The sequence below is a fragment of the Pseudomonas sp. Pse35 genome, assembly GCF_024519715.1.
Taxonomy (GTDB): domain Bacteria; phylum Pseudomonadota; class Gammaproteobacteria; order Pseudomonadales; family Pseudomonadaceae; genus Aquipseudomonas; species Aquipseudomonas paracarnis.
Window position 1 is genome coordinate 26005 of record NZ_JALJRP010000001.1, and the last position, 26065, is coordinate 52069.

The following is a 26065-nucleotide window of genomic DNA, read 5'->3' on the forward strand; positions in this document are numbered from 1 at the left end:
AAGCTCCCTCGCCACAATAACCGCGCTCTACAATAAAATCGCAGGCAATAAAAAACCGTGCCCGGATCACTCCGAAGCACGGTTTTTTTGCTGCGTCTTACTTGTTAACAGCGTCGGTCAGGCCTTTAGCCACAACCAGCTTGATAACTTTCTTGGCAGCGATTTCGATGGCAGCGCCAGTCGAAGGGTTACGGCCAGTACGGGCAGGACGCTCGGTCACTTTCAGTTTGCCAACGCCTGGCAGAGTGATTTCGCCGCCATTTTCCAGCTGATCAGCAACAACTTGGCTCAGTTGGTCCAGCAGAGCGCGCACGGTAGTTTTCGGTGCGTCTACTGCTTCAGCCAGGTCAGCGATCAGTTGGTCTTTAGTAATAGCCATTGTGGTGTTCCTTCCCTATCAAATTCATATGGATTGCAGAGTGCAGTGTCAGCCGTCGAGCCCGACCGTCATGGCCTGGCATCCCCGGCCATAACCACGGAGATCGGGGTTATAGATGCTTGAAACGGGGATTGGTTCGACCTGACAAATGCTGAATGCACGCTTAACGCCGAGACTTGGCGTAAGACGGGGCAAAACTAGCACAGAGACGGGGAAATATCCGCCTCAACATACCCATTTGGTCAGCTTTATCGCTCTAAACCGTGAAAAAAAGGCATATGGCCAGTGGGAGGGCGTGCAAAATGCCGTTCGGGGCACGTCTTGACCAATGGGTGCGGTACACTGGGCGACTTTTCGGGGAGGCCAACCGCTCCCCTTCAACCAGCCGAGAAGCCTATGCCGATCCGTCATTGCATCGTCCACCTGATCGACAAAAAACCCGACGGCACACCCGCAGTTCTTCACGCCCGCGACTCGGAGCTGTCCGAGTCCGCCGCCATCGAGAACATGCTTGCCGACCTCAACGAGAGCTACAACGCCAAACAAGGCAAGGCCTGGGGTTTCTTCCATGCCGAGTCCGGCGCGCACCCGTTCAGCGGTTGGTTGAAGGAATACTTTGACGGTGGCCAGGACTTCACCACCTTCAGCCGCACAGCGGTAGAGCACCTGCAAAAGCTGATGGAGGAATCCAACCTCTCCACCGGCGGCCATGTGCTGTTTGCCCATTACCAGCAAGGCATGACCGACTACCTGGCCATCGCCCTGCTGCACCACAGCGAAGGCGTGGCGGTGACCGACGAGCTGGACGTGACGCCCTCGCGCCACCTGGACCTGGGCCAGTTGCACCTGGCGGCGCGTATCAACGTCTCCGAGTGGCAGAACAACAAGCAGTCCAAGCAGTACATCTCCTTTATCAAGGGTAAGAACGGCAAGAAGGTCTCGGAGTACTTCCGCGACTTTATCGGCTGCCAGGAAGGCGTCGACGGCCCGGGCGAAACCCGCACCCTGCTCAAGGCGTTCAGTGACTTCGTCGAGAGCGAAGACCTGCCCGACGAGTCCGCCCGCGAGAAAACCAAGACCCTGGTGGACTACGCCAGCAGCCAGGCCAAGCTCGGCGAACCCATGGGCCTGGAAGAGCTCTCGGGCCTGATCGATGAAGACCGGCCAAAAGCCTTCTACGACCATATCCGCAACAAGGATTACGGCCTGTCGCCGGAGATTCCGGCCGACAAACGCACCCTCAACCAGTTCCGCCGCTTCACCGGGCGCGCCGAGGGCCTGTCCATCAGCTTTGAAGCGCACCTGCTGGGCGACAAGATCGAGTACGACGAAGCCGCCGGCACCTTGATCATCAAGGGCCTGCCGACCCAACTGACCGACCAGCTCAAGCGCCGTAACTGATGCTGGGCGGGGTGCTCAAGAAAGTCCTGCTGGTATTGCTGGTGGTGGTTGCGATCCAGAACTGGGGCAAGGTGGAGCGGCTGTTCAACCCGTCCCAGGTGGCGCCCGAGCGCGTACGTGCCTCTGCGCGGGTGGTGCTCTATGCCACCGAGTGGTGTGGGTACTGCAAGCAGATCCGGCGTTTTCTGGACCAGAAGGGTATCCCGTACCAAGCCGTCGATATCGAAAAGGATGCCAAGGCGCGCAAGGCGTATGAGGCGCTGGGCGGTGGCGGGATTCCGTTTGTGGACGTGAACGGCACCTTGATTCGCGACTACAACCCCGAAGCAATCATGGCCGCCCTGAAGTAACACCCAATCAAATGTAGGAGCTGGCTTGCCTGCGATGGCGGTGTAACAGGTTCAATACCTGTGACTGACACACCGCTATCGCAGGCAAGCCAGCTCCCACACAAGTCTGCTCTGCGCATCGAGCTCTGGGGTGTGATTTAAAATTGGCCTCCAGCGACACCATCGCCGAGCGTGTCGAGCTGAGGTATTTCTTGCCTGACAGATTCAGCAGCGAAAACCCCAACGCAGCCCTAGCGCAGCACAATCATGCGGCCCAACAGGCTGTGCTGTTCAAAACCCAGCACCGCTTGCAAGGCGTTCAAGACCGCTACAGGGTCCTGGCTCGGAAAGCTGCCGCTGACGCGTTTGGCGGCCATGTCCTCGTTAAGCAGAAGAATTCGACCGGGGTAATAACGCCTCAGGTCCTCGACCACATCGGCCAGGGGGGCCTTGTAGTAGTTGAGCCAACCCTCGCGCCAGGCCAGGCGTGAGGCGCTGTCGACCCCATGCAAAGGGTCGGCAATACCATCGGCGTAGGCCACTTGCTGGCCTGCTGTCAGCACCTGTTGCTGGCCCTGTTTGGAGGGCGTCACGCCCACACGGCCGGACAGCACAGTGACCTCGGCGCCGTCAGGTTGCAGGCGCACTTCAAACTGAGTTCCCAGTACTCGCGTTTCACCGCCGCTCGCCTCCACCACGAAGGGTTGGCCGGTGTGGGTCACGCTGAAAAAACCTGCACCACGGCGCAATTGGATGTGCCGTTCGCCCTGGCTGAAATCCACGGCGATGGCGCTGTCGGCGTCGAGGGTGACCTTGGATTGATCGGCCAGGGTGAAGGTCTTCACCTCCCCCGGCGCCGTCACATAATCGGCGCCCCACTCATCGACCCAGCGTGACGGCTGCCAACCGACGCCCATCGACACCATCAGCAGCAAGCAGGCGGCGACGGCCAAGGCACCAGACCAACGCGCTACCCGGGAGCGTTTGGAGGCGTTGATCGTGTTGAGGTAGCCCTGCAACGCGAGCGCGTCCTCGTCGGCCAGCTGGCGCGCCGGTACTTCGCTTAATTCCCAGAGCACCTGGGCTTGGGAGTATGCCTCGACGTGTGCGGGATCTGCGCGTAACCAGCGGCTGAACGTGGCCTGGTCGCCGCTGCTGGGCTGGTCATGCAGCAGGCACAACCAATCGAGCGCGGCCTGTTCCTGGGCGGGCGTGGGCGTGACGTTCACGGGGCGTTCCCTGGCGTGCGTGGAGGCGATGGTTCGCGAAGGCTGGCCTTGCAGGCTTCGAGGGCGCGCATCATATGTTTTTCCACGGCGCTTTGGGACAGGCCCATGGCCTTGGCAATTTCGGTGTACTTGCGCCCGTGGATGCGGTTAAGCAGGAAAATCTGGCGGGTGCGCTCGGGCAAGCTGCGCAAGGCGGCTTCCACATGACGCAGATCATTGCCCGCCTCCAGCGCTGCCTGGGGTTCGCAGCCTTGGTGGTCGGATTGTTCCGGTAGCCAGCCTTCGCTGCTGCGCGCCCGTGCGCTTTCGCTGCGCAGGTGGTCGATGGCGATGTTGCCGGCGCAGCGCAGCAGGTAGGTGCTCAGCTCTTCGACCTGCACCAGCGGGCGACGCCAGAAGCGCAGGAACAGATCCTGCACCAGGTCGGCTGCCGTGGCGCGGCAACCCACACGGCGGCTGACCAACGCCTCCATTTGCGAGCGCTGGGACAAAAACACCTGCAGGAAATGCGCGCGTCCACCCGCTGCATCCGGGTGCGGAGTGTCCTGAGAAGATTGCGGTGGTTGGGTCCTCATGGCCGGCTCAAGAGAGGGCGAACGCCGCAACAGGGCTGGCCAGAAGAGCGAGCCCCGCGAGGATCAAGGCCAGCCTCGGCCGATACGGCAACAGCAACACCAGTAGCAAGGCGCTGAGCATCAACACCGCGCACCACTCCACCAGGCCCTGACTCCAACCGGCGCCCAGCACCGACGGCCAGATCGACACGCCCAGCAGCAACCAACCGCCCACCCGCAACCCCAAGCGCCGAATGGGCGTGGGTTTGCTGTGCAGCAGTTCGCCGTGGTGACGGTCGGTGGACAAGCACAGTGCCATGAACCCGGCGTAGCACATCAAAAGCGCCAGAAGCATCAGTTGGCCTGCTGCTTGAGTGTTAACCCGCGGGCACGCTCGGCCTTGGGTAGCGGCGCGCTGCGGTGGTGCATCGTCCAGGCTGCCCAGGCGAGGAACACGCCACTCGCCAGGCAGGTGAGGTCGAAGCCGGCCATGGCCCAGTCGCCACTTGGCACGGAGACGCCCAAGTGGTGCGAGGTGGTGATGGCGTTAAGCAATGGAATGGCGGCAAACAATAGCGCGCCGAGGCTCAGTTGCTCCACCCAGCCCTGGCGACCGGGCCGCAGCAAAGCGTGCAACAGGCTCAGGCCCCAGGCGATAAAGAACGCCTGCACTTCCCAGTCCGAACGCTCAGTGAAGCTCACCGGCAGCAGGCGGTTGGCCCAGAAAAACGCTGCAATGGCGATCATCAATCCGGACATGCTGGCGATATTCAGCACCTCCACCAAACGCAGTTCAAAGGGCATCACCGAGGCCTTGGCGTGTTTGAGCTGACGTTTGCCCAGCCAGATCACCAAGCCTGTGCCGATCATCGCCGTGCCCGCCAGGCCGCAGATAAAGTACAGCCAGCGCAGCACCGGGCCGGCGAAATGGCCCATGTGCAAACCGTAGAAACTGCCACCAACGACCGCTGGCAACGATGGCTCGGCACTGGCCCGCAACAGCTCGCCAGTGGTGCCGCTAAACGACAACGTACTGCCCGACGCATGCACTACGCTGTCGGAGCCGGCGCGGAACACATTGACCGAGGCGTTGACATCGCCAGGGTTGTTGACCGCCACACGCCCTACATGACCACCTGCCCACTGCTCCCGCGCCTGCTGGTACATCGGCATCAACGGCAGCAGTTTGCCCGGCTGGCCGAGGGCCGGCGCATTGTCAGTAGCGGGGAACAGCTCACTGAAAAACGCCCGGCTGTCGTCACCGTAGGACGCCACGATGGGCGCGGGCATGACCATGCTCATGAAAATCACCAGGCTGCTGTAGGTGGTCATCAGGTGAAACGGCAGCACCAGCACACCCACCGCGTTATGCCCGTCCAGCCAGGAGCGCTGGCCTTTGCGCGGGCGGAAGGTGAAGAAGTCCTTGAAGATTTTCTTGTGGGTGATGATGCCCGTGATCAGCGCGACGAACATCACCATGGCAGCGATGGTCGACAGCCAGCGGCCCCACGGGTAAGGCATTTGCAGTTGGAAGTGGAAGCGATAGAAGAACTCACCGCCCTTGCTTTCCCGGGCCTGCACCGGTTGGCCGGTGACGGGGTCGAGGACTTTCTGGATGAAAGTGCCGCGCTTGCCGGGCTCGACCTTGTCTTGCCACATCACCGACAAGCCGGGGTCGCGGCGGTTCGGCAAGGTAATGAACCAGCGTGCGGCGGTAGGCGCCTGCTGTTGCAGATAGTTTTGCGCGACGGCGAGGCTGCGCTCATCGTCCAGGGGATGGGCCTGCACTTCGGGCTGCATCCAGTGGGTTATTTCATCTTTGAAATAGGCCAGGGTGCCGGTCAGGAAAATCGCGAACAGCAGCCAGCCGAAGATCAAGCCTGCCCAGGTGTGCAGCCAGGCCATGGCCTGGCGAAAGCCCTCTTTCATGTGCGAGCCATCCAAAAACCGATGCCGGCCAGGGTGGCCAAGAGTGCGCTCGGCACCATCACCCCTGCCCAGGCGCGCCATGCCGTGCGGCAGGCAAAACACCAGAGCACCGCCAGCAGGTAGAACACAAAGGAACTCATCATGCCGGTGACCACCGCATCGGCACGGGAGGTGGGCAGCCAGAGCGCCAGGCAAATGGCGGCCAGGGAAGCCATCAGGTAACCGCCAATCACCGCCGCCAGCACGCGCGAGGTGACGGCGAGGCGGTAGGACACGGGCAATGAGGTTTTGCTTTTCATGCGGCAGGCGCCTGGTTCATCAGCGCGCAATATTAATGATAAATATTCTCATAAGCAAAAGAGAACGGATGAATCACCTGCCTTGGCCGATTGCCGAACCTTGTCATGCGCCCTACAATGCGAACAATTCTTGTTCTCTAAAGCATGTCGAATGCTTGTGGAGTGATCGCGTTGCAGCCGTCCAACCCCGTCGAAGTGTTGTACAACGACCATCACCACTGGCTCACCGGCTGGTTGCGACGCAAGCTCGGCTGCCCGGAAAACGCCGCCGACCTGGCTCAGGACACCTTTATCCGCGTGCTCAGTGCCCGGGAAGCGCCAACGCTGATCGAGCCGCGCGCCTTCCTCACCACCGTGGCCAAGCGTGTGCTGTTCAACTTCTACCGCCGCCAGGACCTGGAGCGCGCCTACCTCGAGGCCTTGGCGCAGATGCCCGAACATGTGGCGCCGTCGGAAGAAGACCGCGCAATCATCCTGCAGACCCTGCTGGAACTGGACCAACTGCTCGACGGCTTGCCCAAGCAGGTTAAACGCGCCTTCCTGCTGGCCCAACTCGACGGCCTGACCTACGCGCAAATCGGCGCGCAACTGGGCATCTCCATCGCCACGGTCAAACGCCACCTGACCAAAGCGGCCATGCGCTGCTACTTCGCCCTATGAATGTCTCCAGCCAAGTCGCCCAACAAGCCGTGCACTGGTTGCTGGAAATGCAGCAAGGCACGCTCAACCCACGCCAGCAGGCGGCCTGGCAGCAATGGTTGAATGCCCACAGCGAACACCAACGCGCGTGGGAGCAGATCCAGCGCGTCAACCAACGCCTGCGCGGCGTGCCCTCGCCCCTGGCCCACGCGGCGTTGAACGCGCCCACCTCCACCAGCCGGCGTCAGGCGCTTAAATTGCTGTTGATTCTGGGTGCCGGTTCGGCCGCCGCCTGGAGCCTGCGCCAGCAACATATTCTGCCGCCGCTGACGGCTGACTATCGCAGCCCGGTGGGCCAGCGCCGCACAGTACAGCTGGCCGACGGCAGCCAGTTGCAGCTCAACACCGGCAGCGCGGTGGATGTGCATTTCGACGGCCAACAGCGCCTGGTGCGCCTGCTTGAAGGTGAAATCCTGCTCACCGCCCGTGCAGGCCAGGCGCCGTTGCACGTGCTGACCGGCCAGGGCCTGCTCAGCAGCCAGGCGGCGCGCTTGACTGTGCGCCAGTTCAACGACCACACCCAACTGGCGGTACTGGCCGGTCAGGTCGAGGTGATGCCCAACCGCTACAACGGCCTGCCGCTTAGTGTCGACGCCGCGCACCAAGTCAATTTCACCCGCAAAGGCTGGGACACCCCGCGCCCCACCGACGCCAACAGCGGCGCCTGGGCCGACGGCATGCTGGTGGCCGCACACATGCGCCTGGAAGACTTCCTCAATGAATTGGGACGCTACCGTCGCGGCCAGCTCCATTGCGATCCACAAGTCGCCAACCTGCTGCTGTCCGGCAGTTACCCACTGGATGACAGCGAACGCATCCTCGACCTGCTGGAGATCAGCCTGCCGGTGAAAGTGCGGCGCTTTACCCGTTATTGGGTGACCGTGCAGGCACGTGCGTGATGCATAGCGCTTTTTGTAGGAGCGAGCTTGCTCGCGAAAAACCTCAACCCACCGCGTTAAACCAGACAACCCGCGTGATCGTTGACGACCTTCGCGAGCAAGCTCGCTCCTACAGTGGGCGGTGAGCTCGAAATATTTTTTGCAGCTGTGAGCCGTTTTCCGCACCTGGCGTGACAGAGAAGGAAAGCCACCTTGATCCTTCCTTCTCAGGACCGCCCTTCATGCCCCAGCACCCGACGCTTCTCGCCCGTACACTGCGCCAACTCCTGCTCGGTGCCAGTCTCAGCCTGACCACACTGCCGGCGGTGATGGCAGCCGACGCCAAGGCGTACCATATCGCCCCGACCACCCTGGAAGCGGCCCTGAATCAATTCGGTCGCGAAGCCGGCGTACTGGTGTCCTTCGGCTCCGCCGTGACGGCAGGGATGCAAAGCCCTGGGTTATCGGGCAGCTACAGCACTGCCGAGGGCCTGCAAAAACTACTGGAGGGCACCGGCCTGCAAGCCCGCGCCGAGGGGGATAACGCCTACAGCCTGCAACCGGCCGGCGCCCCCTCCACACTGGAGTTGCAGACCTCCAACGTGGTCGGCGACTGGCTCGGTGACGCGGCGCAAACCAACGTGTTCGAACACCCCGGCGCCCGAGATGTGATCCGCCGTGAAGAATTCGAACGCCAGGGCGCCACCCAGGCCCGCGATGTGCTCAACCGCATCCCTGGCGTCAACGCCCCGGACAACAACGGCACCGGTAGCCACGACATGGCACTGAACTTCGGCATTCGCGGGCTCAACCCGCGCCTGGCGTCGCGCTCCACCGTGCTGATGGATGGCATCCCGGTGCCCTTCGCGCCTTACGGCCAGCCGCAACTCTCCTTCGCGCCGATCAGCATGGGCAATATGGACGCGGTGGATGTAGTACGTGGCGGCGGTGCGGTGCGCTATGGCCCGCAAAACGTCGGTGGCATCGTCAACTTCGTCACCCGTGCCATCCCGGATGCGCCGACGGTCAAGGGTGGTTTGCAGACCGAGACCAGCCCCTCCTCCAGCCACGACGGCTTCAAGACCACCGGCAACTTGCTGGCTGGCGGCACCGCCGACAATGGGTTGGGTGGCGCGCTGCTGTACTCCGGCACCCGCGGCGGCGACTGGCGCGAAAACAGCAACACGCGCATCGACGACCTGATCCTCAAGGGCAAATACCAGTTGGACGACGCCAACAGCTTCAACGCCATGGCGCAGTACTACGAAGGCCAGGCCGACATGCCGGGCGGTTTGAACGTCAAGGACTACAAGGCTGATCCGTACCAGTCCACCCGCCCCTACGACAAGTTCTGGGGCCGCCGCACGATGTTCAACGTAGGCTACCGCTACGAGCAGGACCGTCGGGAATTCACGGTCAACAGTTTCTTCACCAAGACCCTGCGCAGCGGCTACCTGGACCAAGGCAGCTTCCTGTCGCTGTCGCCACGGGAATATTGGGTACGTGGCCTGGAAACGCGCTTCGCCCAGGGCTTCGACCTCGGCCCCACCAGCCACGAAGTGGGTGTTGGCTACCGCTACATCAATGAAGCCGGCCACGAGCTGCGCTACCGCACGCCGATTGCCGTCAACCAGCAAATCCCCACCACCAACAGCCGCAACGACCGCGACACGCGCGGCGGCACCGAAGCCAATGCGTTCTTCATCGACGACCGCATCGACATCGGCAAGTGGACCATCACCCCAGGCATTCGCTACGAGATGATCGAGTCCCAGCAGACTAACAACCTGAGCAACGTCAAATACAAGGGCGACTACAACACCGCACTGCCAGCGCTGAACGTGCTCTATCACCTCACCGATGATTGGAACCTCTACGCCAACACCGAAGGCTCGTTCGGCAGCGTGCAGTACAGCCAGATGCCCAACCGTGTGAACAGTGGCGAAGTGAAACCGGAAAAAGCCCGCACCTGGGAACTCGGCACGCGCTACGACAACGGCAGCTTGCGCGCAGAAATCGGCGCATTCCTGATCAACTTCGACAACCAGTACGACAGCAACCAGACCAACGACACCGTGATCGCCCGCGGTGAAACTCGCCACCAAGGCATCGAGTCGAGCATCAACTACGCCCTCGACGGCCTGAGCCCCGCACTGGCCGGCTTCGATGTGTACGCCACCTACGCCTATGTGGATGCGACCATCCGCGAAGACGGCCCCAACAAAGGCAACCGCGTGCCCTTCTCCTCCAAGCACAAAGGCACCCTCGGCGTGGGTTACACCGAAGGCCCTTGGAAGCTGAATGTGGACAGCAGTTACCAGAGCAGCCAGTTCGCCGACAACGCCAACACCCAGGCCGAAAGCGCCGACGGTGCCAATGGGCGCATCCCCGGCTACATGCTGTTCAGCAGCCGCGCAGCCTACGATTTCGGCCCGCAGTTGTCGGACTTGAATGTGGCGGTGGGGGTGAAGAACATCTTCAACAAGCAGTACTACACCCGCTCGTTCGATGACAACAACAAGGGCAAGTACGTGGGTGAGCCGCGTACGGTGTATGTACAAACCTCTATCGCGTTCTAATTGTATTTTGTAGGAGCGAGCTTGCTCGCGAAAAACTCACAGGCGCCGCGTTCATTCAGCAAACACGCGTTATCGTTGACGTTTTTCGCGAGCAAGCTCGCTCCTACAGATGGTTTTCAGTATGTTCAGGATCTAACTGCCCGCCAGGCAACTCGGGGTGGCCGCCACCAACGCGTCAATGGCACACCGCGTCTTGGCCGGCATATGCGCCGCCGTCGGCCAGATCACATGGATCGGCGCAGGTTGCTCACGGTAGCTGGGCAGCACGGCCTGCAACTGCCCGCGCAGCGCATAGTGGGCAATCAACCAACTCGGCAACCAGGCCAGGCCTACGCCCGCGATGGCGGCATCGGCTACCGCCTGGAGGTCGTCCACGATCAAGGGCGAAGCCAGGCGCGAGCGCTGCGCGGTGTTGCTGCGGTAGGCAATGCCACGATGAGCGGCCAGGTCTTCGATACTGCCAATAGCACCCTTGCGCTGCAAATACGCCGGCGACGCTGCCAGCCCCATGACCTGCTGACCCAGGCGCCGTGCGCTCAGGCGGTCGGTGTCGGGCAACGGGCCGATGCGCACGGCCATATCGAAGCCCTCCTGCACCAAGTCGATCATGCGGTCGGAAAAACAAAGGTCGATTTCCAGTTCCGGATAACGATCCAGCAAGGCCCACAACGCTGGCGCGGCATAGTGATGCCCAAACGCCAGGGGCACACTCACTCGCAAACGCCCCCGAGGTTGCTGGCGGCCGCTTTCCAACACGGACTCGGCGGCCTCCAGCTCTGCCAATGCGCGCAGGCAATGCTCGTAGTACGCCTGCCCGTCCTCGGTCAACCGCTGGCGCCGGGTGGAACGCTGTAACAGGCACGTGCCCAGGCGCGCCTCCAGACGCGCCAGGCCCTTGCCCACCGCAGAACGCGTGAGGTTCAGGCGTTCGGCGGCTTCGGTGAGGTTGCCGCTTTCAACAATCTGCAGAAAGAGTTCGACACCATCAAAACGTGGGGTAGCCATGCTTAATTGTCGCCCTGTATTCCCTTGTTAACGGAAAAATTATCGCCAATAAAGAACCTGATTCCCGAGAGAATAGCCCCTCTCGCTTTCGAAAGGAATGTCGTATGCCCCGCGCCGCCGCACTCTCGGCCCTCACTCCCCCGCGCACCGCCAGGAACGGCCTGGCCCTCACCGCCGTCTGCCTGGTGGCCCTGATGTTCGGCCTGGAAATCTCCAGCGTGCCGGTCATCCTGCCGACGCTGGAACAGGAACTGGGCACGGGTTTTCAAGACGCCCAATGGATCATGAATGCCTACACTCTGGCCTGCACCAGCGTGCTGATGGCGGCGGGGACCTTGGCGGATCGCTTCGGTCGTCGGCGTGTGCTGGTGGTGTGTCTGTGGGTATTCGCCCTGGCCTCGCTGGCCTGTGGCTTGGCCAACGATGCGCCGACAGTGATCGCGGCGCGTTTCGTCCAGGGCATTGGCGCCGGGGCCATGATGATTTGCCAATTTGCGATCTTGTCCCATCAGTTCCGCGAACCGGCGGCGCGTGCGCGGGCCTTTGCGATATGGGGCGTCATCGCTGGCGTGGGCCTGGGTTTCGGACCGATGGTGGGAGCCATGATCCTGGCCGTGGCGGACTGGCGCTGGGTGTTCCTGGTGCATGTACCGCTGACCCTGTTCACCTTGGCGTTGTTGCATATCAGCGTGCAGGAATCCCGCGACCCGGCCAACCATCGCCTCGACATCGCCGGCATGCTGACCATGACACTCACGGTGTTTGCGCTGGTTTATTTCATCACCCAGGGCAGCGAAATCGGCTTTTGCGCCCCGGCGATGCTCGGCTGGGCTGGCCTGTCGGTCTTCGGGCTGCTGCTGTTTATCTTGATTGAGCGGCGCAGCGCCCATCCGATGTTCGACTTCTCGGTGTTCCGCATCCAACGTTTCAATGGCGCGTTGATGGGCTCGATCGGCATGAACTTCAGCTTCTGGCCGTTCATGATTTACCTGCCGTTGTACTTCCAGGCGGGCCTGGGTTACGACACGCTGACCACAGGCGCCGCCTTGCTCGCCTACACCTTGCCGACTTTGCTGGTACCGCCGCTGGCCGAACGCCTGGCCCTACGCTTTGGCGCCGAACGCATCATTCCCCTGGGCCTGGGGGTAATGGGCGCAGGGTTCATGGGAATGGCCGCCGTTAATTACGCCGAACAACCCAGCGTGGCGCTGGTGCTGCTCAGTTGCGTGATCGCCGGTATCGGACTGGCGTTGACCAATTCGCCGACCACCAACACCACCACCGGCTCCGTCTCGAATGACCGCGCAGGCATGGCCTCGGGCATCGACTTCAGCGCACGGCTGATCACCCTGGCGATCAATATCGCGCTGATGGGCCTTGTGTTGTTGTTAGGGATCAGCCACAACCTGGCCCATGTGCTGCCTGACAGCACGGCAATGGAGTGGGCAAGCCTCAGCCAGCATATTGCCGCCGGCAAGTTGGATGCGCCGGGGCTGACCATTCTGGATGCGCAAACAGCACTGCGCAGCGGCGCCGGCTGGGCCATGCTGTTTGCGGGGTTGGGCGCCTGCGGGCTGGCGATGCTGAGTCGGCATTTCTTCCGGCGTGAGCGCTGAACGAAAAACGGGCCTGCATGTGCAGGCCCGTTTTCATTGGGGAATGAAAAAACAATCAGCCGTTAATGGCAGCGTTTTCGTTTTCCAGGAATTCCTCTTCCAAAGCGTCTTCGTTCACTTTGTTGATTGGCTGGTTTTTACCGACAGCGCGCGGCTTGCCTTGCAGTTTGCCAAACAGATGTTCCAGTGCGTGGTCGAGCTTGACTGCGGCGCCATCGATCGCTTGCTCCAGCGTATCGGCTTTATGGCACACGGAAACTGGTTGATGGCCCTTTGGCCGTGCTTCCAGACGGCAACTCAAATCGTGGGGGCCGGGCTTGTCGCCGTTCTCGTCCCGCAGGTAGACCTCTACACGGGTCAGGTCTTCTTCGTAGCGTTCGAGCGTGCTCTCAATGGTAGTACGTACCCACTCCTCCAGTCGGATGCTGCTTTCAATATGGTTATCGCTATTGACTTGGATTTGCATAGTTCTTCCCTTATTTCAGCTAGCTCGCCAGAGGTCACAAACTGCAACACCGGGGTGGTGAAACCATGACCTCTTGATTACACAATTGAGCACCTGCTGAAACATTTCAACCCCTTTGCAAAGATAAATCCTACATTACAAATTAACCCTGACGACGAGCAAAAACGCTGGTAGGGTGGGGAGTTAGTTACAACTTCTTACGTTCTGTTTTCCTCACAATTGCCCCTCTCCCAACGGGTGCAAGCTGCGAAAAATCCCCGCTTCCTCCACCAGCCAGTCATGCACCGCACGCACGCCCGGATGGTTCAACGCGCCCGGCGCATACAGCAGCACGTAGCGTTTATGGTTGGGCACGGCCAGGCCGAACGGCACGATCAAGGTGCCGCGCTCCAGCTCATCGTTCAGCAAGGTGCGCCGCGCAATCGCCACGCCCATGCCGGCGATGGCGGCTTCGATAGTCAGGTGATTGCGGTTGAAGGTGTGCCCGCGCCGTACGTCGGCACCGTGGTAGCCGATGGCATTGAGGTAAAACTCCCATTCGGCATATTCATAACTCCCACGCCAGGCCGTGATGTCGTGCAGCAGCGGGAAATGGGCCAGATCCGCCGGGCCATGCAAGGGTGGGCGGCCACGCAACAGGCTGGGGGCGCACACCGGGAATATCTGTTCGTCCAACAGGGCTGTGGATAACAAGCCAGGGTAGCTGCCGTCGTTGAGGTCGATGGCCAGGTCGAAGTCGCCTTCATGCAGGGCGATGCTGCTGTCTTCGGCGACCATGCGCAGTTGAATGTCCGGAAAGCGCTGCTGAAAACGTGGCAGACGCGGGGTCAGCCACTTGCCCAGAAATGAGGGGATAGAACGCAGGCGCAAGGTGCCGCTGATCATCCCGGCGTCCAGGCGCTGCAGTTCGGCATCAATGCTGCCATAAGCCTCACCCACCACGGCCGCCAGGCGCTGCCCCTCGGCGCTGAGTTCAACGCCTCGCGCACGCCGATGAAACAGTCGAAAGCCCAGGCGCTCTTCTAGCTGGCGAATTTGTTGGCTCACCGCTCCCGGCGTGATGTGCAGTTCCTCGGCGCAGCGGGTGAACGATAGATGCCGCGCAGCGCAGGAAAACACATGCAGCCAGACATAGGTCTGGCCATGGAGGGGGCGAGTCATAGCGTTTAGTCCTGCTAAAGGGTGTCTTAGGATAATTCGTTGGTCAGTACCGATCCAGAGGCTCAGTATCGCGCCAATTCCGCCTGCTCTACAAAACATGGCAGCGATTTCTACTCCATTGCTTGTAAGGCTTTAGCATGGCTATCAGTGTTTTCGATCTATTCAAGGTGGGCATCGGCCCTTCCAGCTCCCACACCGTTGGCCCGATGCGCGCTGCCGCGACATTCGCCCAAGCCCTGACCGACCTGCATTTGCTCAGCCAAACCCGTCGCGTCGAAGTGCGCCTGTATGGCTCGCTGTCCGCTACCGGTGTCGGCCATGCCACCGACCGCGCCTGTGTCATGGGCTTGATGGGTGAATGGCCAGATCGCGTCGACCCCACCTCGATCAATGCGCGTATCCAGCAACTGCGCGAGTCCGGCCAATTGCTGCTGGCGGGCTCTCAGGCAATTGCTTTCAACTGGCACACCGACTTGCTGCTGCTGGACGAAAGCCTGCCGTACCACCCCAACGCCATGTCCTTGCACGCCTATGGCGACAGCGGCCTGCTGAGCGAACAAACCTATTACTCGGTGGGCGGTGGTTTCATCATCGAAGCCGCCGAAGCTGCATCAGGCATTGCGCCGACCAGCGACGTGCAATTGCCCTACGACTTTTCCAGCGCCGTAGAACTGCTGGCCTTGTGCAACAAGCACGGCCTGCGGGTATCCGAGCTGATGATGGCCAACGAACGGGCGTGGCGCAGCGATGAAGATATCCGCAGCGGCCTGCTGCATATCTGGTCGGTGATGCGCGAGTGCGTGGAACAGGGCCTGCGCGATGAAGGCATCCTGCCCGGTGGCCTGGATGTGCCCCGTCGCGCCGCGAAGTTGCATCGCAACCTGTTGGAAATCGGTAAGCCCAACGTGATCACCTCGACCTTGTCGGCGATGGAATGGGTCAACCTGTTCGCCCTCGCCGTCAACGAAGAAAACGCCGCTGGCGGGCGCATGGTCACCGCCCCGACCAATGGCGCGGCCGGGATTATCCCGGCAGTGCTGCATTACTACATGAAATTCAACGCCGACGCGTCTGACGACGACGTGGTCAATTTCTTCCTGGCCGCCGCTGCCGTCGGCATCCTCTGCAAGAAAAACGCCTCCATCTCCGGCGCCGAAGTTGGCTGCCAGGGCGAAGTGGGCTCGGCCTGTGCCATGGCCGCCGCAGGCCTGGCCGATATCCTCGGTGCCACCCCGGAGCAACTGGAAAACGCTGCCGAAATCGGCCTGGAACACAACCTCGGCCTGACCTGCGACCCGGTCGGTGGCCTGGTGCAGGTGCCGTGCATCGAGCGCAATGCCATTGCGGCGGTCAAGGCGATCAACGCCACGCAGATGGCCCTGCGCGGCGACGGCAAACACTTCATCTCCCTCGACCGGGTCATCCGCACCATGCGCGATACCGGCGCCGATATGCATGACAAATACAAAGAAACTTCACGGGGCGGCCTGGCGGTCAGCTGGGTGGAGTGCTGATCGGAGCACTGCTACCCGCCCCAACGTGAGCCCGCGCAAAAATAATAACGAGGCAATACCGATGACTGATGTACGTACACCTGCTGCCGAAAATCCCGATGTCAGAGAAAACACAGTAACCACCGGTTGGACCAAACACGACACCACCTGGATGCTCGGCCTCTACGGCACCGCCATCGGCGCGGGCACCCTGTTCCTGCCGATCAATGCCGGCGTCGGTGGTTTCTGGCCGCTGATCGTGCTGGCGCTGCTGGCCTTTCCGATGACCTTCTTCGCCCACCGTGGGCTGACGCGCTTTGTGCTGTCGGGCAAATCCGGCGACATCACCGAAGTGGTCGAGGAACACTTTGGTGTCGGCGCCGGCAAGCTGATCACCCTGCTGTATTTCTTTGCGATCTTCCCGATCCTGCTGGTGTACAGCGTGGCGCTGACCAACACCCTGGGCAGTTTCATGGAGCACCAATTGCACATGGCGCCGCCGCCCCGGGCGATTCTGTCGCTGGTGCTGATCCTCGGCCTGATGGCCATCGTGCGTTGCGGCCAGGGCGTGATCGTCAAGGCCATGAGCGTGCTGGTGTACCCCTTCGTGGCCGCCTTGCTGCTGCTGGCGTTCAGCCTGATTCCCAACTGGAACGGCGCGTTCTTCGCCTCGGCCAGCGAAGGCATGCCGTTGCCGCTGTTCTTCAAGACGTTGTGGCTGGCGATCCCGGTAATGGTGTTCTCGTTCAACCATTCGCCGATCATCTCCGCCTTTGCCGTGGACCAGAAACGCGTCTATGGCGCCCAGGCCGAGCGCAAAAGCAGCGGCATCCTGGCCACCGCCCACGGCATGATGGTGCTGACCGTGATGTTCTTCTGCTTCAGCTGCGTGCTGGCGCTGTCACCGGCTGACCTGGCCGCTGCCAAGGCGCAGAACATCTCGATCCTGTCGTACCTGGCCAACCACTTCCAGACGCCGGTAATCGCCTACGCCGCACCGTTGATCGCGCTGGTGGCGATCACCAAATCCTTCCTGGGCCACTACATTGGTGCCAGCGAAGGCTTCCAAGGCTTGATCGTCAAATCCCTGCGCGGGCGCAACCGTTCGATGTCGGCGAAATGGCTGGAACGCTGCACCGCGTTGTTCATGGTGCTGACTTGCTGGGCCGTGGCCACCTTCAACCCGAGCATCCTGGGCATGATCGAAACCATGGGCGGACCGATCATCGCGTGCCTGCTGTTCCTGATGCCGATGTACGCGATTCGCCGCGTGCCATCTTTGCGCCAGTATTCAGGTCAGGTATCGAATGTATTTGTGGTGGTCATCGGCCTGATTGCGCTGTCTGCGATCGTTTTTTCCGTAATGCCCTGAATTAGCTCACGACATACATCCAATGTGGGAGCGGGCTTGCCCGCGATAGCGATCATTCAGCCAACTATTGATTGGCTGATACACCGCAATCGCGGGCAAGCCCGCTCCCACATTTGGATTTCTGTGCCGGGTAAATCGCTGTACGGCACGGCCTTTGCTGTAGAGCTTTTGAGGAAAACGGAATTTGGCCAGTGGTCAGGCAATGCGAACTAATCCCGACACCGGCCGTCAATGACTGCATGTTCTTATCAGGCGGTAACGCACCATGGACAATCCTTTTCAGATCATCACCGACACGTTCAGCCCCCAATACCGCGTCAACCTGAGCATTCAACGGCTGGACGGCAGCATTATGCTCACCCTCTCGAACGAGACCGGCGTAGTGGCCAAGCGCATGATCAGCGCCGAACAACGCAACGACCCGCAACGCCTCAAGCGCCTGGTGCAAAGCATCCAGTTCGGCATCGCCATCGAACAAGGCCATAGCGCTGTAGAAATCCTGGAGCTGATGACGGACGGCGACAGCCACAAACTCCTGCAGCGACCGCCCGCCCGCACCCTGCCCTTCAGCGTCGGGCTTTAAAGCTCGCCCTTCTCGGTCTCAAGGCTCGCTTCGCCCTTGCGACGCGGGCTTTCGACCTTCACCGAAGGGAAGGCCGACGAGGCGTAGCGCACCACCAAGATCGCAAACGCCAACAGCAAAATGCCGCCGCACAGGTAGATGATGCCCAGGTCCGGCGGGTTGTGGTGCGACACGTTGGAGATCAGCAAACGGGTGAGCGCAGTGATCGCCACGTAGATCAGGAAGCGCACCGGCATGTGGTTGGTCTTGAAGTAAATCCCGACCATCGCGCCCAATTCCAGGTAGATGAACAACAGCAAGATGTCATCGATCTTGATGTGCCCGTTCTCCAGCATCCCCAGGAATTCCATCACCGCCGCCCAAGCGGTCACCGCACCAATGGCGAACAGCGCCAGGTAATGGAACGACTCGACAAACAGATTACCCAGCGACTCGGCCAGCCCGTGTACTTGCTGACGCAGCCTTTCGGCCCAATTGATTTTCACGATGATGCTTCCTTAGGTCGGCTCGACCGGATAATGCGGGGTGGACGTGACGGTTGTTCTGCATGCAGAAAAAAGGCCAGGGCTGGGGAATAAGATGGTGGCCGTGTGACACGAGGCACTTAAATTACCCCCCCGATCGTTCCCACGCTCCGGGTGGGAACGCCGCCTGGGACGCTCCGCGTCCCTCAGACCTGCTCGTGGGTGACGAGGAGCGTCATGGGATGCATTCGCACGCGGAGCGTGGGAACGATCGACCATCGACCTCAGCGTGCCGTGCGAAATTTCCGGTTCAGCCCCCTATTTCCCAACTACATTAAAAACCTACTACCCAAACCCCGACGTTTGGCTTATCCTTTTCGCTGTATATAAATACAGTAGTCGCAAAAGACAACTATCGTGAAGGCATGTGAGGTGGTGAATGGCCGTCGAAGTGGTATACCGCAGCAGCCGAGATCTGGAGCGTTTGTTCATGGATAAAGCCGAAGCTGACCGTCATGACAAGATGCTTGAACTCGCTGAGTTGCTGGCAGAGGTGTTGCAAAAAGCCGTGCCGTCGTTGAGCGAGCAGCAGGTGGAAGAAGCCGGGATCTATATGGCGAAGAACCGCGATGTCTTTGCCAAGGCGTTCAAGAGCCAACCGGACGCATTGTCCGAGTTGCTGAACCCGGCGGCGGAGTAAAGCCCGAATTGAACAGGCCCTGAATCATGGATTCAGGGCCTTTTTAATGCCTGGCCTATTTGTACAGCAGGCGTTCGGCCAGCTCATCGGCCACCCGTGCGGGGGAGCGTTTTTCGGCTTGGGCGTGGGCGAAGATTTCGGTCAGGCGGCTGCCGATGTTCGACAGATGCGCGGTGATGCCTGGCAGGTCGGTGCCGGCGTGTTTGAGGGCGACGTAGATCAGCCCGCCAGAGTTGATCACATAGTCCGGTGCGTAGAGGATGCCGCGGCCTTCCAATTGGTCGGCGATGTCCAGGTTGGTCAGTTGTGCGCTGGCCGAACCCGCCACGGCGGCGCAACGCAACTGGCCGACGCTGTTACGGTTGAATACGGCGCCGACGCCGCACGGTGCGAGGATGTCGCAGGGCGTGCTGAGCAAGGCGTCGTTGGCAATCGGGTGGGCACCCAGTTGCTCCATGGCCAGTTGCACCTTGCCGTGGTCGATGTCGCTGACCAGCAGCTCAGCACCGGCGGCGTGTAGTTGTTCGGCCAGGGCATAACCGACGTTGCCAAGGCCCTGCACCGCCACGCGCAGGCCCTCGAGGTTGTCGCTGCCCAGGCGCGCCATGGCGGTGGTGCGGATACCGGCGAACACCCCCATGGCGGCATGGGGCGCAGGGTCGCCGGCGGCGGTGGTGCTGGTGACAAAGCGGGTGTTCTGGGCGATGCAGTCCATGTCGGCGACCGAGGTACCGCTGTCGATCGAGGTGATGAAGCGGCCGTCGAGTTTTTCCACACAACGGCCAAACGCCTCGAACAGCGCCGCACGGCTTTCCACGTGCACGGGGCGGATGATCACCGCCGTGCCGCCGCCCACCGACAGCCCGGCCAGCGCGGCTTTGTAGCTCATGCCTTGCGCTAGGCGCGCGGCATCGGCCACGGCGGTTTCGTCGTTAGGGTAAGCCAGGTAACGACAGCCACCCAACGCTGGGCCCAGGCGACTGTTGTGGATGGCGATGATCGCCTTCAAGCCGGTCACCGGATCAACGCTCAGGTGCAGCGATTCAAGGCGGGTGCTGTGCATGAGCGCAAACATCAATGGGCTCCCGAATCACTTCTGGTAGTGGGCCAAGTATAGGCTTGCGGCAGAAAACTGCTGGATTGCGCTGGAATAAGCCGCGCGTTTTCGTGGGATCTACGACATAAGAGCGTGGGATATCTCTCAAGATGCTGGACGAAAATTCGCAGCAAGGCTAAAACGGGGGCATATGCCGGAGAACTCAATGAATCCCCGCACCGCCTTTTTCGCCTGCCTGGACCGTTCACCCCCCGCGCTGTTTGAGGCCGCGCTGTGGATTGCTGCCGAGCATGACACCAGCGTGCAGCCGGCGTTGATCCTGCACGACCTTGGCGCGCTACAACAACAGGTCAGCCTGGGCATGCCCCTGTTACCGGCGGATGAACTCGGCCAGCCGCTGCTGCGGCGCATGAATGACCTGGGGTTTGCCCAGGATGACCACACGCCGTTGCGCCCCGCCGCCGCGCTGCTGGACAAAGTGCTGCAACGCAAACGCGGGCAACCCTTGGCCATGGGCCTGATCGCACTGGAGATGGCACGGCGCCTGGATATCCCCCTGGTCGGCGTGAACTTCCCTGGGCACTTCCTGCTGCGGGTACCGGGAGCCGACCACCTGTTGGACCCTTGCGGCGGCCGGCGCCTGTACCCCAACGACTGTCGCGAGTTGCTGGCGCGCCAGTACGGGGCGAAACTGAAATTGCAGGCCGACCACCTACTGACCGCCGAGCCACGGGCCATCCTGCAACGGCTGTCGCGCAACCTGCGCCAACTCTACCTTGCCAACGACGAGCCACTGGCCGCCCTGGTGGACGCCGAGCGCGTACTGGAACTGGGCAACGCCAGCGCCTCCGACTACCTGGCGCGGGCCAGCCTGTATCAACGCCTGGACTGCCCCAGCGCCGAACGCTTCGACCTGGAACACGCCCTGCTGCTCAGCGACGACCCGATCCAGCGCCTGCGCCTGACCGAGCGGCTGGGGCATCTGCCGCCCAACTCAGTGGTGCATTGACCCAACTCCCAACTGTAGGAGCGAGCTTGCTCGCGAAAAAACCCAGGACACCCCGTCTAACCAGGATGCCCGCGTTATCGTTAACGTTTTTCGCGAGCAAGCTCGCTCCTACAGTTAGCGATTGAGAATATCGCCAGGCAATGGCGTGTTCGGTGTAGTGGGTCCCGGCGAGCGCACCTGAATAATCAACAACGCTGCAATCACCGCCGGAATCGCGCAGAAGAAGAAAATCTGCTCGACCGGTATATGCATCGCCAACAACAGGCTGCCAAACAGCGGCCCCAGAATCGATCCGAATCGCCCCACACCCAACGCCCAACCCGTGCCGGTGGCGCGCACGTGCGCCGGGTAGAAGTTGCTCGCGAAGGCATTGAGGGTCAGTTGCCCGCCGATGATGCAGAACCCTGCTGCAAACACGCAGGCCACCAGATAGCGTGGGTTGTCGTGGTTCAAGCCCAGCAGAATGGTGCACAGCGCTGCCGCCGCCAGCACGCCCGACAGCAACCGCACTTTGCTTTTCAGACGGTCGGCAAACCAGGCCATGAGGATGGCGCCCAAGGTGCCGGCGAACAGGAACATGGAGGTGACCAGGTTGGCTTCGTTCAACGCCAGGCCGCTTTCGAGCAATAGCGACGGCAACCAACTGATCATGAAATACAGCAGGATCAGGCTGACAAAGAAAGTCGCCCAGATCAGCAGCGTCGGGCGCGCATAGCCGTTGCGAAACAGCTCCACCACCGTCAGTTTGCTGCCTTGCTCCTGCAAGTTTTCAGCTTCGGTCGCCGGTGGCGGTTGCCAATCGGGCAGCATCCGCACCGTGACTTTGCGCAAACGCAGATACGGCGGCGCATCGCGCAACAGGCGCGGCAAGGATTCGGGCAACAGCCACACCAGGAACGGGAACAGCAGCAGCGGCGTCACCCCCCCCGCCAGGAACACCGCCTGCCAACCAAAACCATCGATAAACCCGGCCGCCACAAAGCCGCCTGCCGCGCCGCCGAACGAGAAGCCGCAGGCCGCCAGGGTCACCATCAAGGTGCGCATCCGCGGCGGCGAATATTCAGACATCAATGCCATGGCACTGGGCATCGCGCCACCCATACCAATGCCGCAGATAAATCGCGCCGCCATCAACGTGGTCAGGGAATTGGCGAACACCATCAATACCGTGAGGCTGGCGTAGATCAGCACGCACGCCAGCAGAATACGTCGCACGCCAAACCGATCCGCCAGCGGTGTCACCAGCAGCGAGCCCAGGGTGAGGCCCAGCAAGTTGGCGCTGAACACGGGGCCAAACGCGGACTTTTCCAGGCCCCAATCCTGGGCCAGCGCCGGCACTACATAGCCCAGCACCTGAGCGTCATAGCCATCGGTGACCAGTAGCAGTGCCAGCAGCAGGAGAATCAACCATTGGTAGCGCGACACCGGACGGGCGTCGAGTGCCGCACGAAAGCTGGCAATCTGATTGTGCATCGCAAGGTACCTGTTTTTTTATGATTGTTCCCACGCTCTGCGTGGGAATACAGCCCTGGACGCTCCGCGTCCGTTTTTAGAGCCGTGACGCAGAGCGCCACATGAGGCGTTCCCACGCTGAGCGTAGGAACGATCATTACAGGGGGTTCAGGGGGTGTCAGGTTGATTGGCGGGGTGGGCCTGCATGAAGGCTGGATGTTGGGCCGCCAACGCCGCCACCCGCCCAATGCGTGGGTATGCCGCCAAGGGCACCTTGAAGCGCTCGGCCGCATACAACTGCGGGATCAGAAACGCATCGGCCAAGCCCGGCTGCTCACCAAAGCAAAACCCGGTGTCGCCAATCAACTGCTCCACAGCGCCCAGGCCCTGGCTGATCCAGTGCCCGATCCACTCCAGCAATTGCGCCTCATCGTGCCCCCACTTGCGCAGCAAGTTCTGGGTGCTGGAGTTATGCAACGGGTGGATATCACAGGCGATGATCGACGCCACCGCCCGCTCATGAGCCCTGGCGACCAAATCCCTGGAGAACATCGGCACCTGTGGATAACGCTCTTCCAGGTACTCAATGATCGCCTGTGACTGGATCAGCAACGCCCCTTCATCAGTACGCAATGCCGGCACGCGCCCTTGGGGGTTGATCGCCAGGTATTCAGGCTGGCGGTTGGCGCCGCCTGCCGGCACCAGCAGGTTGACCGGCAGCGCGGTGAAATCCAGGCCTTTGAGGGCCAGGGCAATACGTACTCGATACGACGCGGTGGAACGGTAGTAAGTATAGAGTTCCATGGCCCTGCCCTCTCAGCGCGCCGCGACCACGGTACCGCGGCATTCGCCGAAGCCGATGGAGGCAAAGCCCTCGCGGCTGCAACGGGCACGCAGAATGATTTCGTCGCCGTCTTCAAGGAATTTACGTACCTCGCCGGAGGCCAATTCAATCGGCTTCTTGCCGCCTTCGGTAATTTCCAACAGGCTGCCGAACTGCCCCGGCTGCGGGCCAGACAACGTGCCCGAACCAAACAGGTCACCCGCCTGCAACTGGCAGCCATTGACGCTGTGGTGCGCCACCATTTGCGCCACGGTCCAGTACATATGCTCGGTGTTGCTCAGGGTCAGGCGATGGGCGGGCAGGTTTTGCTCACGCATCGAGGCCGTGGTGAGCAGCACTTGCAGTTCGATATCAAAGGCGCCCGCGTTCTGATCGCGCTTATCCAGCAGGTATGGCAGCGGTTGCGGATCACCTTCAGGGCGCGGTGGCTGGGCTTTGCGGAAAGGCTCCAAGGCTTCGGCAGTCACCACCCACGGCGAGACGCTGGTGATAAAGCTTTTCGACAAGAACGGCCCCAGCGGCTGGTACTCCCAGGCCTGGATATCCCGCGCCGACCAGTCGTTGAGCAGGCAGAAACCGGCGATATGCTCGGCGGCATCGCCAATGGCAATCGCGTCGCCCATGGCATTGCCCTGGCCGATCCAGATGCCCAGCTCCAACTCATAGTCCAGGCGCGCACACGGACCAAAGGTCGGCTCGGTCTGGCCGGCGGGCAAGGTCTGGCCTTTAGGGCGTCGCACCTCTGTACCCGAGGGGCGAATGGTCGATGCACGGCCGTGGTAACCAATCGGCACGTACTTGTAGTTCGGCAACAGCGGGTTATCGGGGCGGAACAATTTGCCGACGTTTTGCGCGTGCTCGATGCCGACGTAGAAGTCGGTGTAGTCATTGATCTTGGCCGGCAGGTGCATCTGGCAATCGGCGGCACGGTGCAGCACTTGCGCCTCGCGGGTTTGCAGCTTGCTGCCTTCGGCCAGCAGTTCCAGCAGGCGCTGGCGCAGGGCAACGCGAGGCCCACGGCCCAGTTCGAAAAACGCGTTCAACTGCCCGCCCGCAGTGGCTTCGACGGCGCGCCGGGCGTCACCGTCAAACTCATCCAGCGCGGCGTGCAGGTCGAGGATCATGTCGCCAATCGCCACGCCACTGCGCGGGGCCGAGCCGTTGATACTGAACACGCCCAGGGGCAGGTTTTGCAGGGGGAAATCCGCGTGACCATTGGCCGAGGCCACCCAGCTGCGGGTCTGCGTTGGTTGAGTCATGGGTTATCTCCGGTTCGGGTTGAAGGTGGCGGGCAGCGAGGCCCAGCACGCGTCGTAAGCAGGTTGCAGTTGGGGGCACTCCAGGGCGAACTGGGTCGGACGCAGCACTTGGCTGGTCTCGAACATGAAGGCCATGGTGTTATCGATCTTGTGCGGCGCCAGGTCCACGTTGATGGCCTTGGTGCAGGTCTCGCCATCCGGGCCGTGGGCGCTCATGCAGCTGTGCAGCGACGCGCCGCCGGGTACGAAGCCTTCGGCCTTGGCGTCGTAGGCGCCCTGGATCAGGCCCATGTATTCGTTCATGAGGTTGCGATGGAACCACGGCGGCCGGAAGGTGTTCTCGGCCACCATCCAGCGCGGCGGGAAGATCACGAAGTCGAGGTTGGCCAGGCCGTGCACGCTGGTGGGCGAGGTCAGCACGGTGAAGATCGACGGATCCGGATGGTCAAAACTCACCGTGCCAATGGTGTTGAAGCGACGCAGGTCGTATTTGTACGGCACGTTATTACCGTGCCAGGCGACCACGTTGAGTGGTGAGTGATCCAGCTCGCAGGCCCACAGTTCGCCGAGGAATTTCTGTACCAGCGTGGTCGGTTGCTTGAGGTCTTCGTAACGGGCGACGGGCGTGAGGAAATCGCGCGGGTTAGCCAGGCCGTTGCTGCCAATCGGCCCCAGGTCAGGCAGGCGCAGCGGGGCGCCATGGTTTTCAGCGACGTAGCCGCGGGCTTGCGCGTCCAGCAGTTCGATACGGAACTTGAGGCCACGGGGCAGCACGACGATTTCCAGCGGCTCGACATCCAGCACGCCCAGTTCGGTGGCGATGCGCAAGCGGCCCTGCTCCGGCACGATCAGCAACTCGCCGTCGGCGTTGAAGAACACGCGCTCCATGGAACGATTGGCGCGGTAGTTATAAATGCTGATGCCCGAAGGTTTTTCCGACCCCGAGTTGGCAACCATGCCGACCAGTCCATCGATAAAGTCCGTGGGTTCACCCGGAATATCCAGCGGGTTCCAGCGCAGGCGGTTGGGCGTCACCGCCCCCAGCGGGCCACCGGCCAATTGCCGCGCAAGTTTGACGAACGCCGGGTGATTGGCGGACGGCTGGATGCGGTACAGCCAAGTGCGCCGGGCTTCGCTACGCGCCATGGTGAAGGCAGTGCCGGAAAACAGTTCGGTGTAGAGCCCGTAGGGGGCTTTTTGCGGCGAGTTCTGGCCGACCGGCAGCGCGCCAGGCAAGGCTTCGCTGGCGAATTCGTTGCCGAAACCCGAAAGGTATTCGAGGTCCATGGATCTTCCTCTGTACAGAAG

Annotated in this window: 26 protein-coding genes; 11 read left to right on the forward strand and 15 right to left on the reverse strand. The window is 61.5% G+C overall.

Annotated elements, in window-relative coordinates; genetic code table 11:
• Positions 1-97 precede the first annotated feature (97 nt).
• Positions 98-379 (reverse strand): HU family DNA-binding protein, encoded by a 282-nt coding sequence (locus OC445_RS00110; RefSeq protein WP_003188840.1) that lies wholly within the window; start codon positions 377-379, stop codon positions 98-100.
• A gap of 396 nt (positions 380-775) precedes the next feature.
• On the opposite strand from OC445_RS00110, the gene yejK reads away from it, so the two are divergent.
• Both yejK and OC445_RS00120 read left to right on the forward strand, forming a co-directional pair.
• Entirely contained in the window at positions 776-1780 is a 1005-nt protein-coding gene (yejK, locus tag OC445_RS00115; protein WP_003171997.1) for a nucleoid-associated protein YejK, read from the forward strand.
• A complete protein-coding gene (locus tag OC445_RS00120; RefSeq protein ID WP_054897748.1) occupies positions 1780-2130 on the forward strand; it encodes a glutaredoxin family protein in 351 nt (116 codons plus the stop codon). Before yejK ends, OC445_RS00120 begins: the two co-directional genes overlap by 1 nt.
• Positions 2131-2360: 230 nt before the next feature.
• Here OC445_RS00120 and OC445_RS00125 read toward each other — a convergent pair whose 3' ends face one another.
• Genes OC445_RS00125 through OC445_RS00145 form a run of 5 tightly spaced genes read right to left on the reverse strand, consistent with a single transcriptional unit; the run spans position 2361 to position 6120 of the window.
• Positions 2361-3338 (reverse strand): FecR family protein, encoded by a 978-nt coding sequence (locus tag OC445_RS00125; RefSeq protein ID WP_054897747.1) that lies wholly within the window; start codon positions 3336-3338, stop codon positions 2361-2363.
• Positions 3335-3913 (reverse strand): RNA polymerase sigma factor, encoded by a 579-nt coding sequence (locus OC445_RS00130; protein ID WP_054897746.1) that lies wholly within the window; start codon positions 3911-3913, stop codon positions 3335-3337. Before OC445_RS00130 ends, OC445_RS00125 begins: the two co-directional genes overlap by 4 nt.
• 7 nt (positions 3914-3920) lie before the next feature.
• Entirely contained in the window at positions 3921-4247 is a 327-nt protein-coding gene (locus OC445_RS00135) for a DUF3325 domain-containing protein (protein ID WP_034128665.1), read from the reverse strand.
• Positions 4247-5821 (reverse strand): PepSY-associated TM helix domain-containing protein, encoded by a 1575-nt coding sequence (locus OC445_RS00140; RefSeq protein ID WP_262019899.1) that lies wholly within the window; start codon positions 5819-5821, stop codon positions 4247-4249. The genes OC445_RS00135 and OC445_RS00140 overlap by 1 nt, the downstream gene beginning before the upstream one ends.
• Positions 5818-6120 carry a DUF3649 domain-containing protein gene (locus tag OC445_RS00145; RefSeq protein ID WP_014717062.1) on the reverse strand — a complete coding sequence of 101 codons (303 nt, stop codon included), beginning with the start codon at positions 6118-6120 and terminating at the stop codon, positions 5818-5820. Before OC445_RS00145 ends, OC445_RS00140 begins: the two co-directional genes overlap by 4 nt.
• Positions 6121-6291: 171 nt before the next feature.
• Between OC445_RS00145 and OC445_RS00150 the strand changes: the two genes are divergently transcribed.
• The 3 genes from OC445_RS00150 (at position 6292) to fecA (ending at position 10276) form a co-directional block, all read left to right on the forward strand.
• Entirely contained in the window at positions 6292-6780 is a 489-nt protein-coding gene (locus OC445_RS00150) for a sigma-70 family RNA polymerase sigma factor (protein ID WP_014717061.1), read from the forward strand.
• Complete coding sequence (locus OC445_RS00155) at positions 6777-7718, forward strand: FecR domain-containing protein (protein ID WP_198791270.1); 942 nt, start codon at positions 6777-6779, stop codon at positions 7716-7718. The genes OC445_RS00150 and OC445_RS00155 overlap by 4 nt, the downstream gene beginning before the upstream one ends.
• Positions 7719-7939: 221 nt before the next feature.
• Positions 7940-10276 (forward strand): TonB-dependent Fe(3+) dicitrate receptor FecA, encoded by a 2337-nt coding sequence (gene fecA, locus OC445_RS00160; protein ID WP_089041334.1) that lies wholly within the window; start codon positions 7940-7942, stop codon positions 10274-10276.
• Positions 10277-10408: 132 nt separating this feature from the next.
• Here the strand turns inward: fecA and OC445_RS00165 are convergent, their stop codons facing one another.
• Entirely contained in the window at positions 10409-11281 is an 873-nt protein-coding gene (locus OC445_RS00165) for a LysR family transcriptional regulator (protein ID WP_054897742.1), read from the reverse strand.
• Between the two features lie 104 nt (positions 11282-11385).
• Here OC445_RS00165 and OC445_RS00170 point away from each other — a divergent pair, with 104 nt between their 5' ends.
• Positions 11386-12897, forward strand: a complete 1512-nt coding sequence (locus OC445_RS00170) for an MFS transporter (protein WP_198791269.1) — start codon at positions 11386-11388, stop codon at positions 12895-12897.
• A gap of 55 nt (positions 12898-12952) precedes the next feature.
• On the opposite strand, the gene OC445_RS00175 is transcribed toward OC445_RS00170, so the two are convergent.
• Together OC445_RS00175 and OC445_RS00180 are read right to left on the reverse strand one after the other, a co-directional pair.
• Complete coding sequence (locus tag OC445_RS00175; protein ID WP_198791268.1) at positions 12953-13363, reverse strand: HPF/RaiA family ribosome-associated protein; 411 nt, start codon at positions 13361-13363, stop codon at positions 12953-12955.
• A gap of 213 nt (positions 13364-13576) precedes the next feature.
• Positions 13577-14524, reverse strand: coding sequence for a LysR substrate-binding domain-containing protein (locus tag OC445_RS00180; RefSeq protein ID WP_054897740.1), 948 nt, complete (start codon positions 14522-14524; stop codon positions 13577-13579).
• A gap of 137 nt (positions 14525-14661) precedes the next feature.
• Between OC445_RS00180 and OC445_RS00185 the strand changes: the two genes are divergently transcribed.
• The 3 genes from OC445_RS00185 to OC445_RS00195 all read left to right on the forward strand — a co-directional run bounded on the left by OC445_RS00185 (position 14662) and on the right by OC445_RS00195 (position 17972).
• Positions 14662-16038 carry an L-serine ammonia-lyase gene (locus tag OC445_RS00185; protein ID WP_054897739.1) on the forward strand — a complete coding sequence of 459 codons (1377 nt, stop codon included), beginning with the start codon at positions 14662-14664 and terminating at the stop codon, positions 16036-16038.
• Positions 16039-16099: 61 nt separating this feature from the next.
• Positions 16100-17389 (forward strand): serine/threonine transporter, encoded by a 1290-nt coding sequence (locus OC445_RS00190; protein WP_198791267.1) that lies wholly within the window; start codon positions 16100-16102, stop codon positions 17387-17389.
• Positions 17390-17654: 265 nt separating this feature from the next.
• On the forward strand, positions 17655-17972 hold the full coding sequence (locus OC445_RS00195; RefSeq protein WP_020301218.1) for a DUF3509 domain-containing protein: 318 nt from the start codon (positions 17655-17657) through the stop codon (positions 17970-17972).
• Here the strand turns inward: OC445_RS00195 and OC445_RS00200 are convergent.
• Positions 17969-18457, reverse strand: coding sequence for a phosphate-starvation-inducible protein PsiE (locus tag OC445_RS00200; protein WP_014717052.1), 489 nt, complete (start codon positions 18455-18457; stop codon positions 17969-17971). The two genes, OC445_RS00195 and OC445_RS00200, sit on opposite strands and share 4 nt — an antisense overlap.
• A 418-nt stretch (positions 18458-18875) precedes the next feature.
• On the opposite strand from OC445_RS00200, the gene OC445_RS00205 reads away from it, so the two are divergent.
• On the forward strand, positions 18876-19136 hold the full coding sequence (locus tag OC445_RS00205; protein WP_003188807.1) for a YebG family protein: 261 nt from the start codon (positions 18876-18878) through the stop codon (positions 19134-19136).
• A 55-nt stretch (positions 19137-19191) separates the two neighbouring features.
• Here the strand turns inward: OC445_RS00205 and OC445_RS00210 are convergent, their stop codons facing one another.
• Entirely contained in the window at positions 19192-20211 is a 1020-nt protein-coding gene (locus tag OC445_RS00210) for a Glu/Leu/Phe/Val dehydrogenase family protein (protein WP_054897738.1), read from the reverse strand.
• A gap of 187 nt (positions 20212-20398) precedes the next feature.
• Between OC445_RS00210 and OC445_RS00215 the strand changes: the two genes are divergently transcribed.
• Complete coding sequence (locus OC445_RS00215) at positions 20399-21202, forward strand: SirB1 family protein (RefSeq protein ID WP_127880855.1); 804 nt, start codon at positions 20399-20401, stop codon at positions 21200-21202.
• Positions 21203-21316: 114 nt separating this feature from the next.
• On the opposite strand, the gene OC445_RS00220 is transcribed toward OC445_RS00215, so the two are convergent.
• From OC445_RS00220 to hmgA, 4 genes are all read right to left on the reverse strand, one after another.
• Positions 21317-22675 (reverse strand): MFS transporter, encoded by a 1359-nt coding sequence (locus OC445_RS00220; RefSeq protein ID WP_198791266.1) that lies wholly within the window; start codon positions 22673-22675, stop codon positions 21317-21319.
• 147 nt (positions 22676-22822) lie between these two features.
• Positions 22823-23458 carry a maleylacetoacetate isomerase gene (gene maiA / locus OC445_RS00225; protein WP_057976137.1) on the reverse strand — a complete coding sequence of 212 codons (636 nt, stop codon included), beginning with the start codon at positions 23456-23458 and terminating at the stop codon, positions 22823-22825.
• Positions 23459-23470: 12 nt separating this feature from the next.
• Positions 23471-24757: a fumarylacetoacetase gene (fahA, locus tag OC445_RS00230; RefSeq protein ID WP_198791265.1), complete on the reverse strand. Its 1287-nt coding sequence runs from the start codon at positions 24755-24757 to the stop codon at positions 23471-23473.
• A 3-nt stretch (positions 24758-24760) separates the two neighbouring features.
• Entirely contained in the window at positions 24761-26044 is a 1284-nt protein-coding gene (gene hmgA / locus OC445_RS00235; RefSeq protein WP_198791264.1) for a homogentisate 1,2-dioxygenase, read from the reverse strand.
• Positions 26045-26065: the final 21 nt, after the last annotated feature.

Coding starts and splice junctions, on each gene's coding strand:
- OC445_RS00110 (WP_003188840.1), bottom strand. CDS start 379: ATGGCTATTACTAAAGACCAACTGATCGCTGACCTGGCTGAAGCAGTA.
- yejK (WP_003171997.1), top strand. CDS start 776: ATGCCGATCCGTCATTGCATCGTCCACCTGATCGACAAAAAACCCGAC.
- OC445_RS00120 (WP_054897748.1), top strand. CDS start 1,780: ATGCTGGGCGGGGTGCTCAAGAAAGTCCTGCTGGTATTGCTGGTGGTG.
- OC445_RS00130 (WP_054897746.1), bottom strand. CDS start 3,913: ATGAGGACCCAACCACCGCAATCTTCTCAGGACACTCCGCACCCGGAT.
- OC445_RS00135 (WP_034128665.1), bottom strand. CDS start 4,247: ATGCTTCTGGCGCTTTTGATGTGCTACGCCGGGTTCATGGCACTGTGC.
- OC445_RS00140 (WP_262019899.1), bottom strand. CDS start 5,821: ATGAAAGAGGGCTTTCGCCAGGCCATGGCCTGGCTGCACACCTGGGCA.
- OC445_RS00145 (WP_014717062.1), bottom strand. CDS start 6,120: ATGAAAAGCAAAACCTCATTGCCCGTGTCCTACCGCCTCGCCGTCACC.
- OC445_RS00155 (WP_198791270.1), top strand. CDS start 6,777: ATGAATGTCTCCAGCCAAGTCGCCCAACAAGCCGTGCACTGGTTGCTG.
- fecA (WP_089041334.1), top strand. CDS start 7,940: ATGCCCCAGCACCCGACGCTTCTCGCCCGTACACTGCGCCAACTCCTG.
- OC445_RS00165 (WP_054897742.1), bottom strand. CDS start 11,281: ATGGCTACCCCACGTTTTGATGGTGTCGAACTCTTTCTGCAGATTGTT.
- OC445_RS00170 (WP_198791269.1), top strand. CDS start 11,386: ATGCCCCGCGCCGCCGCACTCTCGGCCCTCACTCCCCCGCGCACCGCC.
- OC445_RS00175 (WP_198791268.1), bottom strand. CDS start 13,363: ATGCAAATCCAAGTCAATAGCGATAACCATATTGAAAGCAGCATCCGA.
- OC445_RS00180 (WP_054897740.1), bottom strand. CDS start 14,524: ATGACTCGCCCCCTCCATGGCCAGACCTATGTCTGGCTGCATGTGTTT.
- OC445_RS00185 (WP_054897739.1), top strand. CDS start 14,662: ATGGCTATCAGTGTTTTCGATCTATTCAAGGTGGGCATCGGCCCTTCC.
- OC445_RS00190 (WP_198791267.1), top strand. CDS start 16,100: ATGACTGATGTACGTACACCTGCTGCCGAAAATCCCGATGTCAGAGAA.
- OC445_RS00195 (WP_020301218.1), top strand. CDS start 17,655: ATGGACAATCCTTTTCAGATCATCACCGACACGTTCAGCCCCCAATAC.
- OC445_RS00205 (WP_003188807.1), top strand. CDS start 18,876: ATGGCCGTCGAAGTGGTATACCGCAGCAGCCGAGATCTGGAGCGTTTG.
- OC445_RS00210 (WP_054897738.1), bottom strand. CDS start 20,211: ATGTTTGCGCTCATGCACAGCACCCGCCTTGAATCGCTGCACCTGAGC.
- OC445_RS00215 (WP_127880855.1), top strand. CDS start 20,399: ATGAATCCCCGCACCGCCTTTTTCGCCTGCCTGGACCGTTCACCCCCC.
- OC445_RS00220 (WP_198791266.1), bottom strand. CDS start 22,675: ATGCACAATCAGATTGCCAGCTTTCGTGCGGCACTCGACGCCCGTCCG.
- maiA (WP_057976137.1), bottom strand. CDS start 23,458: ATGGAACTCTATACTTACTACCGTTCCACCGCGTCGTATCGAGTACGT.
- fahA (WP_198791265.1), bottom strand. CDS start 24,757: ATGACTCAACCAACGCAGACCCGCAGCTGGGTGGCCTCGGCCAATGGT.
- hmgA (WP_198791264.1), bottom strand. CDS start 26,044: ATGGACCTCGAATACCTTTCGGGTTTCGGCAACGAATTCGCCAGCGAA.